16 protein-coding genes are annotated in these 12,752 nt (G+C 72.2%); 11 read left to right on the top strand and 5 right to left on the bottom strand.

Translation table 11 applies throughout. The features are described 5' to 3' along the window. Positions 1-31: 31 nt before the first annotated feature. Positions 32-757 (bottom strand): transglycosylase SLT domain-containing protein, encoded by a 726-nt coding sequence (locus tag ACH4PU_RS20340; protein WP_398273563.1) that lies wholly within the window; start codon positions 755-757, stop codon positions 32-34. Positions 758-1,130: 373 nt separating this feature from the next. Continuing rightward, positions 1,131-1,829: a nitroreductase family protein gene (locus ACH4PU_RS20335; protein WP_398273560.1), complete on the bottom strand. Its 699-nt coding sequence runs from the start codon at positions 1,827-1,829 to the stop codon at positions 1,131-1,133. Between the two features lie 109 nt (positions 1,830-1,938). Between ACH4PU_RS20335 and ACH4PU_RS20330 the strand changes: the two genes are divergently transcribed. The 4 genes from ACH4PU_RS20330 to ACH4PU_RS20315 all read left to right on the top strand — a co-directional run bounded on the left by ACH4PU_RS20330 (position 1,939) and on the right by ACH4PU_RS20315 (position 4,673). After that, positions 1,939-3,108, top strand: a complete 1,170-nt coding sequence (locus ACH4PU_RS20330; RefSeq protein WP_398273557.1) for a GAF domain-containing sensor histidine kinase — start codon at positions 1,939-1,941, stop codon at positions 3,106-3,108. Then, the gene (locus ACH4PU_RS20325) at positions 3,101-3,781 is read left to right on the top strand and encodes a response regulator (RefSeq protein WP_398273554.1); all 681 of its coding nucleotides are present in this window, start codon (positions 3,101-3,103) and stop codon (positions 3,779-3,781) included. Before ACH4PU_RS20330 ends, ACH4PU_RS20325 begins: the two co-directional genes overlap by 8 nt. Positions 3,782-3,980: 199 nt before the next feature. Further along, positions 3,981-4,220, top strand: a complete 240-nt coding sequence (locus ACH4PU_RS20320; RefSeq protein WP_398273551.1) for a chaplin — start codon at positions 3,981-3,983, stop codon at positions 4,218-4,220. 198 nt (positions 4,221-4,418) lie between these two features. Continuing rightward, positions 4,419-4,673: a chaplin gene (locus ACH4PU_RS20315; RefSeq protein ID WP_398273548.1), complete on the top strand. Its 255-nt coding sequence runs from the start codon at positions 4,419-4,421 to the stop codon at positions 4,671-4,673. 96 nt (positions 4,674-4,769) lie between these two features. On the opposite strand, the gene ACH4PU_RS20310 is transcribed toward ACH4PU_RS20315, so the two are convergent. After that, positions 4,770-5,585, bottom strand: coding sequence for a hypothetical protein (locus ACH4PU_RS20310; RefSeq protein ID WP_398273545.1), 816 nt, complete (start codon positions 5,583-5,585; stop codon positions 4,770-4,772). 90 nt (positions 5,586-5,675) lie between these two features. On the opposite strand from ACH4PU_RS20310, the gene ACH4PU_RS20305 reads away from it, so the two are divergent. From ACH4PU_RS20305 to ACH4PU_RS20290, 4 genes are all read left to right on the top strand, one after another. Beyond that, a complete protein-coding gene (locus ACH4PU_RS20305) occupies positions 5,676-6,485 on the top strand; it encodes an ABC transporter ATP-binding protein (RefSeq protein WP_040892738.1) in 810 nt (269 codons plus the stop codon). 81 nt (positions 6,486-6,566) lie between these two features. Then, positions 6,567-6,989: an NfeD family protein gene (locus ACH4PU_RS20300; RefSeq protein WP_398273541.1), complete on the top strand. Its 423-nt coding sequence runs from the start codon at positions 6,567-6,569 to the stop codon at positions 6,987-6,989. A gap of 241 nt (positions 6,990-7,230) precedes the next feature. Then, entirely contained in the window at positions 7,231-8,175 is a 945-nt protein-coding gene (locus tag ACH4PU_RS20295; protein ID WP_185945790.1) for an SPFH domain-containing protein, read from the top strand. Between the two features lie 130 nt (positions 8,176-8,305). Beyond that, on the top strand, positions 8,306-9,082 hold the full coding sequence (locus ACH4PU_RS20290) for a sulfite exporter TauE/SafE family protein (RefSeq protein WP_398273537.1): 777 nt from the start codon (positions 8,306-8,308) through the stop codon (positions 9,080-9,082). A 53-nt stretch (positions 9,083-9,135) separates the two neighbouring features. Here the strand turns inward: ACH4PU_RS20290 and ACH4PU_RS20285 are convergent, their stop codons facing one another. After that, the gene (locus ACH4PU_RS20285; RefSeq protein ID WP_398273534.1) at positions 9,136-9,642 is read right to left on the bottom strand and encodes an HNH endonuclease; all 507 of its coding nucleotides are present in this window, start codon (positions 9,640-9,642) and stop codon (positions 9,136-9,138) included. A 400-nt stretch (positions 9,643-10,042) separates the two neighbouring features. Next, positions 10,043-10,603 (bottom strand): YbhB/YbcL family Raf kinase inhibitor-like protein, encoded by a 561-nt coding sequence (locus ACH4PU_RS20280; protein ID WP_398273531.1) that lies wholly within the window; start codon positions 10,601-10,603, stop codon positions 10,043-10,045. 119 nt (positions 10,604-10,722) lie between these two features. Here ACH4PU_RS20280 and ACH4PU_RS20275 point away from each other — a divergent pair, with 119 nt between their 5' ends. The 3 genes from ACH4PU_RS20275 to ACH4PU_RS20265 all read left to right on the top strand — a co-directional run bounded on the left by ACH4PU_RS20275 (position 10,723) and on the right by ACH4PU_RS20265 (position 12,407). Then, positions 10,723-11,202 (top strand): ribonuclease domain-containing protein, encoded by a 480-nt coding sequence (locus ACH4PU_RS20275; protein WP_398273528.1) that lies wholly within the window; start codon positions 10,723-10,725, stop codon positions 11,200-11,202. Beyond that, positions 11,199-11,642, top strand: coding sequence for a barstar family protein (locus ACH4PU_RS20270; protein WP_398273526.1), 444 nt, complete (start codon positions 11,199-11,201; stop codon positions 11,640-11,642). The genes ACH4PU_RS20275 and ACH4PU_RS20270 overlap by 4 nt, the downstream gene beginning before the upstream one ends. Before the next feature lie 102 nt (positions 11,643-11,744). Next, complete coding sequence (locus ACH4PU_RS20265) at positions 11,745-12,407, top strand: DNA-3-methyladenine glycosylase (protein WP_398273524.1); 663 nt, start codon at positions 11,745-11,747, stop codon at positions 12,405-12,407. Positions 12,408-12,752: the final 345 nt, after the last annotated feature.

The raw sequence follows: 12,752 nt of genomic DNA, 5'->3' as shown, positions 1-12,752 counted from the left end.
CGCCCTTCTGTCTATGGCGTCAGCGACCGGCTCAGTAGGCCGAGTTGACGTTGTCCATGGAGCCGTAGACCGCGGCCGCGTACTTGCAGGCGGCGGTGATGTTGGCGACCGGGTCGTAGATGTCCCAGGAGGTGCCGTCGACGTGGTACGCCTTGAAGGTCGGGTCGATCACCTGGAGCAGACCCTTGGAGGGGATGCCCGCGGCAGCGTTCGAGTCCCAGTTGTTGATGGCCTGCGGGTTGCCCGTCGACTCCCGCATGATGTTGCGGTAGATGCCGTCGTAGGTGCCCGGGATGCCCTTGGCCTTCATGATGTCCAGGGCCTCGCGGATCCAGCCGTCGAGGTTGTTCGCGTAGGCCTTCGGGGCCGGAGCGGCGGCCTTGGCCGGCGCGGCGGGCGCGGCCTTGACCGGCTGGCGCGCGGCGGACCGGCTCGCGGCCTCCTTCTCGGCGCGCTCCTTCTCCGCCTTGGCCTTCGCCTCGGCGGCGGCCTTCTTCTTGGCCTCCGCCTCCGCGCGGGCCTGGCCCGCGGCGGTGTCGGACTGCTTCACCAGCTCGTCGCGCTGGGCGTCGGCGCCGAACGCCTTGGCGTTCCACGCGACGGGCTTCACGCCGATCGCGGCCTGCTGCTCACCCTCGGTGGAGCCGCTCGGGACGACGGCGAGCGCCACCGCCGCCACGCCGGCCGCGGCGATGCCCGCGGCGGAGAACTTGTGAACCTTGGTGAGACGGCTATAGCCGGAGACGGTGGAGCGCATGACTGTGCTGAACCTCTTCCAATCGCGTGAATCGCAGTGGCCCGGATCGGCGCGGATGAAGCGCCGTTTCTCGATCTACGGCGCCCTGCGACGGGGCAATTGTTAGCGGCCGCAAAATGCGCTGGCAAAGGTGTGACGTACTATCCGACTTCGTTGTCGGTGCTATCGGCACGGGTCGCCGGAAAGGGTCCCGCGCCCGCTCAGCCCCCCTTTTACGGCGGTTTTACGTCTCCACTACCGGTTGTCGTAGGTGATGTGCGTCCTATGCGCGGCGTCACACCGAGCAGCGCTCCCTCACACGCGGTGTGACCGTATCCGCACGGTGTGTACGAGGTTTTCAGGCGCCCGTCCGGCGGGGTTCCCGGCCGATCGGTCAGACCTCCACCAGCACCTGGTCCAGGCTCTTCCGCACGAGGTCTGGCACCTGGCAGTCGTCCGCCGGATACCCCACGGGGATCACCGCGAACGCCTTCTCGTTCACCGGCCGCCCCAGCACCTCCCCCAGGAACCGCATCGGACTCGGGGTGTGCACCAGCGCCGCCAGCCCCGACAGGTGCAGCGCCGACAGCAGCATCCCGACCGCGATGCCCACCGACTCGTCCACGTAGTAGTGCTTGCGCCGCTCCCCGTCCGGCCCCAGCCAGTACCTCTGCTGGAAGACCACGACCAGCGCCGGCGCGTCCGTCAGGTGCGGCTTCACCTCGTCCGTGCCCAGCGGCCGCAGCGCCGCCAGCCACTCCTCGCCGAGCCGCCCGGCGTACGAGACGCGCTCCTCCTCCTCGGCCGCCGCCCGGATCCGCGCCCGTACCTCCGGATCCTTGACCAGGACGAACGTCCACGGCTGCTGGTGTGCCCCGGACGGCGCCGTGGCCGCGCACGCGATGGCGTCCCGGACCACGCGCTCCGGCACCGGATCGGCCGAGAACCGGCGCACGGTCCTGCGGTCCGCCATTCGCTCCCGTAGCTCCGCGGCGCGCGCGAGCGACTCCTCGGCGGGCATCCGCGCGGGCCGGTAGGGGACCGGCCGGTAGGGCTCGCCATGGGTGGGTGTCCACTGCACAGAGGTCGACATGGACCGAGTCTGGCGGGGACAGGGCCCTCCGGCCTAGGCCCCGGGGCCCACCCGTCGGCCACCGGCGGCCCGATCCCCCGGCGGATCACCGCCGGTTACGGTGGGCCGCATGAGCCAAGGCCCCCGCTCCGGCCTGCCCGCCGTGAGCACCGCGATCCTCGCGATGAGCAGACACCTGGAAGTCCGCGACGTCCTCAAGACCATCGTCGTCTCCGCCCGCGAGCTGCTCGGTGCCCGGTACGCCGCCCTCGGGGTGCCGGACGACCACGGCGGCTTCGCCCAGTTCGTCGTCGACGGCATCAGCGAGGAGGAGTGGAAGGCCATCGGTCCGCTGCCCCGGCAGCACGGCATCCTCGCCGCGATGCTCCAGGAGAAGACCCCGCAGCGGCTGCCCGACGTCCGCGAGGACCCGCGCTTCGGCGGCTGGCCCGACGCCCACCCCGACATGTCCGACTTCATCGGCATGCCGATCGCCGACGGCGACGAGAACCTCGGCGTCCTCTTCCTCGCCAACAAGGCCGACAAGGCCGATGAGGAGGGGACGCGGAAGTGCCCCCCGGGCGGCTGCGCCTTCACCGAAGAGGACGAGGAGCTCCTCTCCGTCCTCGCCCAGCACGCCGCCATCGCCCTGACCAACGCCCGGCTCTACGAGCGCAGCCGCGAGCTGACCATCGCCGGCGAGCGCGCCCGCCTCGCCCACGAACTGCACGACGCGGTGGCGCAGAAGCTGTTCTCCCTGCGTCTCACCGCCCAGGCCGCCACCGCCCTGGTGGACCGCGACCCGGTCCGCGCCAAGGACGAGCTCCAGCAGGTCGCCCGACTTGCCGCCGAGGCCACCGACGAGCTGCGCGCCGCCGTCGTCGAGCTGCGCCCGGCCGGGCTGGACGAGGACGGGCTCGTCGCCACCCTGCGCACCCAGGTCAAGGTGCTCGACCGGGCGCACGCCGCGCACGTCTCCTTCGCCTCCCACGGGATGCGGGCCCTGCCGGCCGCCCAGGAGGAGGCGCTGCTGCGGGTCGCCCAGGAGGCGCTGCACAACGCGCTGCGCCACTCCGGGGCCGAGCACGTCGACGTCACCCTCGCCCGCCGCGGGCAGGGCGCCGTGCTGCGGGTGGCCGACGACGGAAGCGGATTCGACCCCTCCGCCGTCCGGCGGGCCGGCCGGCACCTCGGTCTGGTCTCCATGCGCGACCGGGCCAACGGGGTCGGCGGCAGGCTGAACGTGGACTCGGAGCCCGGCGAGGGCACCGCGATCGAGATGGAGGTGCCCGGTGGCTGAAGAGACCAGGCAGGGGAAACAGGGGACCGCGAGCGGCCGGACGATCCGGGTGCTGCTGGTCGACGACCACCAGGTGGTCCGCAAGGGGCTGCGCACCTTCCTGGAGATCCAGGACGACATCGAGGTCGTCGGGGAGGCCGGTGACGGCGCCGAGGGCGTGGCGCGTGCCGAGGAGCTGAACCCGGACGTGATCCTCATGGACGTGAAGATGCCCGGCACGGACGGCATCGAGGCGCTGCGCAGGCTGCGCGCCCTGGAGAGCCCGGCCCGGGTGCTGGTCGTCACCAGCTTCACCGAGCAGCGCACGGTGATCCCGGCCCTGAAGGCCGGTGCGGCCGGCTACGTGTACAAGGACGTCGACCCCGACGCGCTCGCCGGCGCCATCCGGTCCGTGCACGCCGGGCACGTCCTCCTCCAGTCGGAGGTGGCGGGAGCGCTGCTGGCGCAGGACGACACGGGCGGCACCCAGGGCCGGGGCAACGCGCTGACCGAGCGGGAGCGTGAGGTCCTCGCCCTGATCGCCGACGGCCGGTCCAACCGGGAGATCGCGCGGGCGCTGGTGCTGTCGGAGAAGACGGTCAAGACGCACGTCTCCAACATCCTGATGAAGCTCGACCTCGCCGACCGCACCCAGGCGGCCCTGTGGGCGGTCCGGCACGGCATCGGCGACTGACGGTCCTGTCCTGACCGACCGGCCCGTCCCGGGAGCTGCGCCGTCCACCGGAACGTCTCATTCCGGCCATCGATTCATGCGGTCGTGTGATTGTCGGGAGACCCCAGAAACCCGGTCGGCGGTGGGCCGTTCTCCATGACGTAGCCACGGCGGCTGGCCGTGGCAGCGTTCCAGGAAGGTCAGACGAAGAGTGAAGAACATGAAGAAGGCCGCTGCCGTCACGATCGCGGTCGGCGGTCTCGCCCTCGCCGGTGCCGGCGTCGCGTCGGCCCACGGGGGATCCCCGGCCGCCGCGGCCATCGCGAAGAACAACCCCGGCGTGCTCTCCGGCAACGTCGTCCAGGTGCCGGTCACGATTCCGGTGAACCTCTGCAACGACACCGTCAGCGTGCTGGGCTCGATGAACCCCACCCACGGCAACGTCTGCGTCAACGAGTAGCCAACGGGTGACGGACGGCGCCGTTCCCGGCGCTTCCGGACGGCCGGTCCCGCCGCGGCGGGACCGGCCGCGAAGGGTGATCAATCGTCCGAATGAGGGCAAACTCCACGATCGGCGTGCCGTCGGCGGGGTGGTGACGTTCATCAGGGCGCGACTCCGTCACCGGGGCCGCGAGGTCACCAGCAAAGGAAGCCACCCATGAACAGTGCCAAAAAGGCCGCCCTCGTTCTGGCCGCGGCAGGCGTATCCGTCGGCGCTTCTGTCGGCACCGCAGCCGCGCACGACGGCGACGGCGCCACCGCCCACGGCATCGCCAAGGGCTCACCCGGCGTCATCTCGGGCAACGTCATCCAGATCCCCCTGGACGTCCCGATCAACGCCTGCGGCAACACGATCGACATCCTGCTCGGGCTCCTGAACCCGACGTTCGGGAACGTCTGCGTCGTCAAGTGACGCTCCGGAAGGCCCCGCGAACCGTACGGCTCGCGGGGCCTCCCCCTGTCCGGGCTACGGCCGGTCCCCTCCGGGCCGCGGCCGGTCCCGTCCCGGCTACGGCCGGTCGCGCTCCCGCCGCTCCACCGGCGCGTTGTACGCCGCCACCAGGGCCCGCCGCGCCGTCCGCTCCACCGGCCGCAGCGCCGCCGCCCGGGCCGCGATCCCCGACGCGCTCATCGCGCCGCCGTGCTCATGGCTCCCGGCGTCGCCCGTCCCGTGCGCCAGGGCGACCAGCGCGGCCACCCGCTGCGCGAGCTCCAGCACCCGGGCCGCGCGCTGCGGATACCCGGGAGCCAGGATCGCGCGGTCCCGTTCGGCCCGCGCCCGGTAGGCCTCCAGCGCGGCCCGGGCCACCGGGCCCGATCCCGCCACGTCGAGCCGTGTCAGCACCTCGGTCGCCTCGCGCAGCGCCTCGGCCAGCTCCCGCTCCGCCTCGCCCAGCGACGGCACGTCGGCGGGCGGCGCGTCCCGTACCGGCGAACAGCGCCAGACGACCTCCACGTGCAGATCGGCGGCGTCCGGCCCGGACCCCGCCGCCCGCACCTCGGGCACCAGCCCCACCCCGGCCTCCGGGGCCAGGACGGCCTCCTCCGCCTCCAGGGCCAGCGCGTTGAACTCCGGCGGCCCGCTCAGCCCCAGCGGATGCCCCGGCACCGGCAGCGCCAGCCGCAGCCCCGTGGCCCCCAGCGCGCGCAGCCGGCCCAGCGCGAGCGTCAGCCCCACCGGGCCGGACTCGCCCGGCAGACCGGTCACCCGGTGGATCGCGTCACTCCCCGTGATGTGGTGCGCAGCGTCATCAGGTGCGGCATAACCGGCAAGAAGGGCATTTCCCCAGGCGGTGAACCGCCCCGATCGATGTTCGTCGAGCATGGGCCCCAGCCTAGGGACCGGCGATGACGGCCGGTGGCGTAGGTTTTCCCTGGGGGCTGCGCCGACAGGCGCCAGCGACGACGAACTGCAATGGGAGACAACGCGCTCATGAGCGATGTGCTGGAACTGGTGGACGTATCCGTGGTCCGCGAGGGCCGGGCTCTGGTGGACCAGGTCTCCTGGTCGGTCAAGGAGGGGGAGCGCTGGGTCATCCTCGGCCCCAACGGCGCGGGCAAGACCACCCTCCTGAATGTCGCCTCCAGCTACCTGTTCCCGACCAAGGGCACCGCCCGCATCCTCGGCGAGAAGCTCGGCGCCGTGGACGTCTTCGAACTGCGCCCGCGCATCGGCATCGCCGGCATCGGCCTGGCCGACAAGCTGCCGCGCAGCCAGACCGTCCTGCAGACGGTGCTCACCGCCGCCTACGGCATGACGGCCACCTGGCACGAGGACTACGAGTCCGTCGACGAGCAGCGCGCCCGCGCCTTCCTCGACGTGCTCGGCATGACCGAGTACCTGGACCGCAAGTTCGGCACCCTCTCCGAGGGCGAGCGCAAGCGCACCCTCATCGCCCGCGCGATGATGATCGACCCCGAGCTGCTGATGCTGGACGAGCCCGCCGCGGGCCTCGACCTCGGCGGCCGCGAGGACCTGGTGCGCCGCCTCGGCCGGCTCGCCCGCGACCCGCTCGCGCCCTCCATGATCATGGTCACCCACCACGTCGAGGAGATCGCCCCCGGCTTCACCCACGTCCTGATGCTCCGTCAGGGCAAGGTGCTCGCCGCCGGCCCCATCGAGCTCGAACTCACCTCGCGCAACCTGTCGAAGTGCTTCGGCCTCCCGCTGGTCGTCGAGAGCCGCGGCGACCGCTGGACCGCCCACGGCCTGCCGCTCTCCTGACCGCCGCCGGCGCGCCGGTCCCCCTCCCGGGGGACCGAGGAGCCCTGTCGGTGACCCCGTCCGCGCGCCTACCATGACCATGTGAACACATGGGCGTGGTGGCTCGTGGCCGCCGTCGGTCTGGGTATCCCCCTGGTCGTCACCGCGATGCCGGAGTTCGGCATGCTGGCGATCGGGGCCGTCGCCGCCTCCGTCACCGACGCCCTGGGGGGCGGCACGGTGCTGCAGTTCATCGTCTTCGCCGTCGTCTCCGTCGCCCTGATCGCCGTGGTCCGGCCGATCGCCAACCGGCAGCGCACCGGCCGCCCCGCCCACGCCTCCGGCGTGGAAGCCCTGAAAGGGCGCCAGGCCGTCGTCCTGGAACGGGTGGACGGCCGGGGCGGACGCATCAAGCTGGCGGGCGAGATCTGGTCGGCCCGCTCCCTCGACGGCGAGCGGACCTTCGAGGTGGGCGAGCAGGTGGACGTCGTCGACATCGACGGCGCGACGGCGGTGGTCATGTGAGACGGCCGTCCGGTGGGCCCGGTGAAGCCGCCGCGCCGGCAACGGCCGTACGGGCAACGGCCGTACGGGCAGCGGCCGTACGGCGGCCGGCGGCCGTCCGCGGTGGAGGGGGAGCGGCGATGTGATCGATCCCGGTCCGGCGCCTGCGCCGCACCGCCGGTTCTGACAGACTCCCCCAACACGCGGATCCCGTCCGAGCGACGGCCGGCCGACCCACGAGAAAGGCACGAGGAGCCACGACATGGCGATCATCATCGTCCTGATCATCCTGGTGGTGCTCGTCTTCATCGCCCTCATGAAGACGGTGCAGGTGATCCCACAGGCCAGCGCCGCCATCGTCGAGCGCTTCGGCCGCTACACCCGCACGCTCAACGCCGGCCTCAACATCGTCGTCCCGTTCATCGACTCGATCCGGAACCGCATCGACCTCCGCGAACAGGTCGTGCCGTTCCCGCCGCAGCCGGTCATCACCCAGGACAACCTCGTCGTCAACATCGACACCGTCATCTACTACCAGGTGACCGACGCGCGCGCCGCGACCTACGAGGTGTCCAGCTTCATCCAGGCCATCGAGCAGCTCACCGTCACCACCCTCCGCAACATCATCGGCGGCATGGACCTGGAACGGACCCTCACCTCCCGTGAGGAGATCAACGCGGCGCTGCGCGGCGTCCTCGACGAGGCGACCGGCAAGTGGGGCATCCGCGTCAACCGCGTCGAGCTCAAGGCGATCGAACCGCCCACCTCCATCCAGGACTCGATGGAGAAGCAGATGCGCGCCGACCGGGACAAGCGCGCCGCCATCCTCACCGCCGAGGGCATCCGCCAGTCCCAGATCCTCACCGCCGAGGGCGAGAAGCAGTCCGCGATCCTCCGCGCCGAGGGCGAGGCCAAGGCCGCCGCGCTCCGCGCCGAGGGCGAGGCCCAGGCCATCCGCACGGTCTTCGAGTCCATCCACGCCGGCGACCCCGACGAGAAGCTGCTCTCCTACCAGTACCTCCAGATGCTCCCGAAGATCGCCGAAGGCGACGCCAACAAGCTCTGGATCGTGCCCAGCGAGATCGGCGACGCCCTCAAGGGCCTCAGCGGCGCCGTCGGCAACTTCGGCCCCATGGGCGGCGGCGGTGGCGGCAAGTCCGCCGGCACCAAGGAGAGCCCGCGCCGCGAACAGCCCCCGATCGACTGACGCGACGCGCGCCCCGCTTCCCGCACGGAACGGCCTCCCGCGATCATCGCTTTACCGGCCGTTCTCGTGCATGATCGGTGCGGCCCCCCGACCTCTGACGGCGGGGAGGCGTCTTACCGATCCTAAGGAGATGGCCTTGTCCATCTGGGAAGCACTCGCGGTCTTCGCGGCCGGCATAGGGGCCGGCACCATCAACGCCGTCGTCGGCTCCGGAACCCTGTTCACCTTCCCGGTGCTCCTCGCCACCGGGCTGCCGCCGGTCACCGCCAACGTCTCCAACACCCTCGGCCTCGTCACCGGCAACATCAGCGGCGCCGTCGGCTACCGCCGCGAACTCCGCGACCAGCGCGGCCGCATCGTCCGCTTCGGCCTCGTCGCCCTCGCCGGCGGCCTCACCGGAGCGGCCCTGCTGCTCACCCTGCCGTCCAAGGCCTTCGGCGCGATCGTCCCGGCCCTCATCGCCCTGGCGCTGGTCCTCGTCGTCCTCCAGCCCCGCCTCGCCCGCGCCCTCGCCCGCCGCCGCGAACGCACCGGCACCCGGCCGCACGCCGATGGCGGCGTGGCCCTCCTCCTCGGCCTGCTCCTCGCCAGCGCCTACGGCGGCTACTTCGGCGCGGCCCAGGGCGTCCTCTACCTCTCCCTGATGGGCCTGCTCCTCGACGACGACCTCCAGCGCGTCAACGCGCTCAAGAACGTCCTCGGCGTCGTCGTCAACGGCGTCGCCGCCCTCTTCTTCCTCTTCGTCGCCCACATCGACTGGACGGCCGTCCTGCTGATCGCCGCCGGCTCCACCCTGGGTGGCCAACTGGGCGCCCGCGTCGCCCGCCGCCTGCGGCCGCAGATGCTGCGCGGCGTCATCGTGGTGGTGGGCGTCGTCGCCATCGCGCAGCTGCTGCTGCGGAAGTAGGAGGGGCGGCGACGCCGAGGGGGCCTCGCCGCGCGGCAAGGCCCCCTCGGCACCTACGCGGCGGGAACCGCCAGCCACTCCGGCAGCCGCTCCCCGTCGTACGCCCCCACCGACAGCAACAGCGCGTCGGACGGCGTGGGTTCGAAGGGACGCCGCAGCAACCGCATCCCCGCCTGCTCCGGCGTCCGGTCCGCCTTGCGGTGGTTGTCCTCGGCACAGGCGGCGACGGTGTTCAGCCAGGTGTCCCCACCGCCCCGGGACCGCGGCAGCACATGGTCCACGGTCGTGGCCCGCCGGCCGCAGTACGCGCACCGGTGCCGGTCACGTACCAGCACCCCCCGACGGGACCACGGCGCACGTCTTCGGAACGGCACCCGTACGTAACGGCGCAACCTGATCACTTGGGGCGCCGGCAGCTCCACCGCGGACGAATGGAGGCGCGGGCCGGGGCGGGCCAGTTCCACAACGGCCTTGTCCTGCAGGACGAGCACCACCGCGCGCCGCAGCGACACCGTCGCCAGCGGCTCGAAGCTCGCGTTCAGGACCAGCGTCTCCCGCATTCCGTTCCACCTCCCGGCCGTCACCCCGCCCCGGTGGCGGAGATGGCTCAACTGTGCCGGGACGGCCGGAACGCGACAACGCAATTTCCGCAGCTGGCAAGGGAGTTGAGGCGAAAGGGAGAAGGGGGGCAGGCGGGGACGCTCCGGGCCCTTCCCCCGTGTCGAGACCGGGCCCGGAGCGTACGGCAGCGGACGCGGCCGCTCCGGGCCCACGCCCGGAACTCCGGCAGACGGCCGGCGCGGAACGCGCTCACACCCTCCCCGCCACTGCGGTGCCCACTGCCCGACGGCCGCATGCGAAGCCGTCGGCCCCCACCACTGTGCGGGCCGCGACGGCCACCGCGCAACGGAATTTCCGGCCGCCGGGGCAGCGGGGCCGCCGCCGAAACGACGGCGCGGATCAGCCGTTCGCCGGCGTCTCGTGCTCACCGATCAGCTGCGCCCGGGCCAGCGTGTGGAAGCGCAGGTTGAAGCCGACGGCGGCGGGGGAGGTGTCCGCGTCGGGACCCAGCTTCTCCTGGTCCACGGCGTACACGGTGAAGACGTAGCGGTGCGGACCGTCCCCGGGCGGCGGCGCGGCACCGCCGAAGTCACGCGTTCCGTAGTCGTTCCGGGCGTGCACGGCACCCGCGGGCAGCCCCTTCATCTCACCGCCGCCCGCACCGGCGGGCAGCTCGGTGACGTCCGCCGGGATGTCGAACAGCACCCAGTGCCAGAAGCCGCTGCCCGTCGGCGCGTCAGGATCGAAGCACGTGACGGCGAAGCTCTTGGTCCCCTCCGGGTACCCCTCCCACCGCAGGTGCGGCGAGCGGTTGGCGCCGCCGAACGTCTGCGCCTCGGCGAGCCGGGCCCCCGGCCGGACGTCGTCGCTCACCACGGTGAACGAGGGCACGGGCGGCAGGAAATCGTGGGGGAGCGGCGGACGGCCCTGCTCAGGGGACGCGGACGACACGTCTGACACGGTGACACCTCCGGAAACGCGCGGATACGTGAAATCGCCAGCCTAACGAGGCGGGGACGGTCCGGGCTGCGACCATAAGGCGCGTGCTTCGACGTGTGTTCCGACATGTGGCCCGTCCCATGTCACGACGATGCGGACGACGACCGTCCGGCCGTGCCCTGCGCACCCTGACGGCCCTCCTCGCCGCCCTGCCCCTGTTCCTCCTCCCCGCCTGCTCCTCCGGCAGTCACGGCAAAACCGGAAAGGCGACCACATCGCCCCACGGCTCCGCCGGCGACGGCACCCGGGGCGCCGGCCCGACGCCCGCCTGGGCCAAGGGCATGAAGACCGTCACCCCGGACAGGCTTCCCCCCGAGGCCCGGCGCACCCTGGAACTCATCGCGAAGGGAGGCCCCTTCCCGTACCCCAAGGACGGCACGGTCTTCGGCAACTACGAGAACCGGCTGCCCAAGCAGCAGCGCGGGTACTACCACGAGTACACCGTCCCGACCCCGGACGCCCGCAACCGCGGCGCCCGCCGCATCGTCACCGGCAGCCACTCCGAGCGCTACTACACCGGCGATCACTACAAGACATTCGAAGCGGTGGTGCAACCATGACGACCGGCACGACCGGCGAACTCCCCGCCCCCGGCGTTCCCGGCCTCCTCGACGGCACGCTCCCCCCGGGCACCTACCGGCTCCCCGTCACCGAGTCCCCCTCCCACGCGGCGAAGCTCGCCGCCGAGGCCGGCTGGCACGCCGCCCGCCTCGGCCTCCGGGACGTCGACGGCAAGGCGGCCTTCCTCGACCGCTGCGCCGCCGACCTGGGCTTCCCCGGCTGGTTCGGCCACAACTGGGACGCCCTCGCCGACTGCCTCACGGACCTTTCCTGGTGGCGCAAGGACGGCGACCCCCGAGGTTTCCTGCTCCTGGCGGAGGACTGGGACGCCTTCCGGAAGGCGTCCCCGGACACGGCGGCGACGGCATCGACGATCCTCGGCGACGCGGTCGCGTTCTGGCGCGACCGGGAGACCCCGATGGCGGTCTTGCTGGCATGACCGCCGGGGCCGGGGGGAGGGGGCCCGTCATCCCGCCCGACCTGGCCGGACGGCACCGCTCCAACCAGCACACACCCGTCCGGTCCAGTACCCTCGGCCCGCATGTCCTCCTCCGACCACCGCACCCCGCTCGCCCGCGCCTTCTTCGACCGCCCCGTACTGGAGGTCGCACCCGATCTGCTCGGGCGCACCCTCGTCCGTACCAGCCCCGACGGGCCGATCGAGCTCCGCATCACCGAGGTGGAGGCGTACGCGGGGGAGGTGGACCCCGGCTCGCACGCCTTCCGGGGACGGACGGAGCGCAACGCGTCCATGTTCGGCCCGCCGGGCCACGCGTACGTGTACTTCATCTACGGCATGTGGTTCAGCCTCAACCTGGTCTGCGGCCCCGAGGGCACGGCCAGCGGTGTCCTGCTCCGCGCCGGTGAGGTCCTCACCGGCCACGACCTGGCCCGCGCCCGCCGCCCGAAGTCGCGCAACGACCGCGACCTCGCCCAGGGCCCGGCCCGCCTCGCCACCGCCCTCGACGTCGACCGCACCCTGAACGGCACCGACATCTGCGCCGGCCCCGCGGCCCCCCTCTCCGTCCTCCAGGGCACCCCCGCCCTCACCGACCGGATCCGCAACGGCCCCCGGACGGGCGTCGGCGGCGAGGGCGCCCTCCACCCCTGGCGCTTCTGGATCGACGGCGACCCGACCGTCAGCCCCTACCGGGCCCACGTCCCCCGCAACCGCGGCAAGAACCGCGTGACCAGCGACGTCTGACGACCAGGGAGCCGGTGCTTGACTCCGGCCGCCCGAGCACCTAACGTAGCCCGAGCCGCTGGAGACGGGGGCAGCGCCGTGGGCGTCTGCACCGGTGGGCGGCACAACCACTACTGACGAGGGATCCCCGAAGGGGTCCGGTTTCTGTTGCGCTTTTGCGTACCGATTCCGGCTTCACGGCTCGATTTGAGAGCCGGAGGGAAATTCCGCTAAAGTAGTGGACACCCCGCCAACAGGGGATCGGATTTCGAATCCGGGCCGGAAACGGAACGGAAAAGGATCTGGTAAGGTTGGAAACACCGAAGGGAAGCGCCCGGAGGAAAGCCTGAGAGAGTCTCTCGGGTG

Origin of the sequence: Streptomyces sp. NPDC021100 (genome assembly GCF_044333095.1) — a bacterium.
Taxonomy (GTDB): domain Bacteria; phylum Actinomycetota; class Actinomycetes; order Streptomycetales; family Streptomycetaceae; genus Streptomyces.
This window is presented reverse-complemented; position numbering and strand designations above follow the sequence as displayed.

What these genes read in the sequence shown, in the direction of transcription:
- ACH4PU_RS20340 (WP_398273563.1), bottom strand. Translation starts at nt 757, where the DNA reads ATGCGCTCCACCGTCTCCGGCTATAGCCGTCTCACCAAGGTTCACAAG.
- ACH4PU_RS20335 (WP_398273560.1), bottom strand. Translation starts at nt 1,829, where the DNA reads ATGTCGACCTCTGTGCAGTGGACACCCACCCATGGCGAGCCCTACCGG.
- ACH4PU_RS20330 (WP_398273557.1), top strand. Translation starts at nt 1,939, where the DNA reads ATGAGCCAAGGCCCCCGCTCCGGCCTGCCCGCCGTGAGCACCGCGATC.
- ACH4PU_RS20320 (WP_398273551.1), top strand. Translation starts at nt 3,981, where the DNA reads ATGAAGAAGGCCGCTGCCGTCACGATCGCGGTCGGCGGTCTCGCCCTC.
- ACH4PU_RS20315 (WP_398273548.1), top strand. Translation starts at nt 4,419, where the DNA reads ATGAACAGTGCCAAAAAGGCCGCCCTCGTTCTGGCCGCGGCAGGCGTA.
- ACH4PU_RS20310 (WP_398273545.1), bottom strand. Translation starts at nt 5,585, where the DNA reads ATGCTCGACGAACATCGATCGGGGCGGTTCACCGCCTGGGGAAATGCC.
- ACH4PU_RS20305 (WP_040892738.1), top strand. Translation starts at nt 5,676, where the DNA reads ATGGGAGACAACGCGCTCATGAGCGATGTGCTGGAACTGGTGGACGTA.
- ACH4PU_RS20295 (WP_185945790.1), top strand. Translation starts at nt 7,231, where the DNA reads ATGGCGATCATCATCGTCCTGATCATCCTGGTGGTGCTCGTCTTCATC.
- ACH4PU_RS20290 (WP_398273537.1), top strand. Translation starts at nt 8,306, where the DNA reads ATGGCCTTGTCCATCTGGGAAGCACTCGCGGTCTTCGCGGCCGGCATA.
- ACH4PU_RS20285 (WP_398273534.1), bottom strand. Translation starts at nt 9,642, where the DNA reads ATGCGGGAGACGCTGGTCCTGAACGCGAGCTTCGAGCCGCTGGCGACG.
- ACH4PU_RS20275 (WP_398273528.1), top strand. Translation starts at nt 10,723, where the DNA reads ATGTCACGACGATGCGGACGACGACCGTCCGGCCGTGCCCTGCGCACC.
- ACH4PU_RS20270 (WP_398273526.1), top strand. Translation starts at nt 11,199, where the DNA reads ATGACGACCGGCACGACCGGCGAACTCCCCGCCCCCGGCGTTCCCGGC.
- ACH4PU_RS20265 (WP_398273524.1), top strand. Translation starts at nt 11,745, where the DNA reads ATGTCCTCCTCCGACCACCGCACCCCGCTCGCCCGCGCCTTCTTCGAC.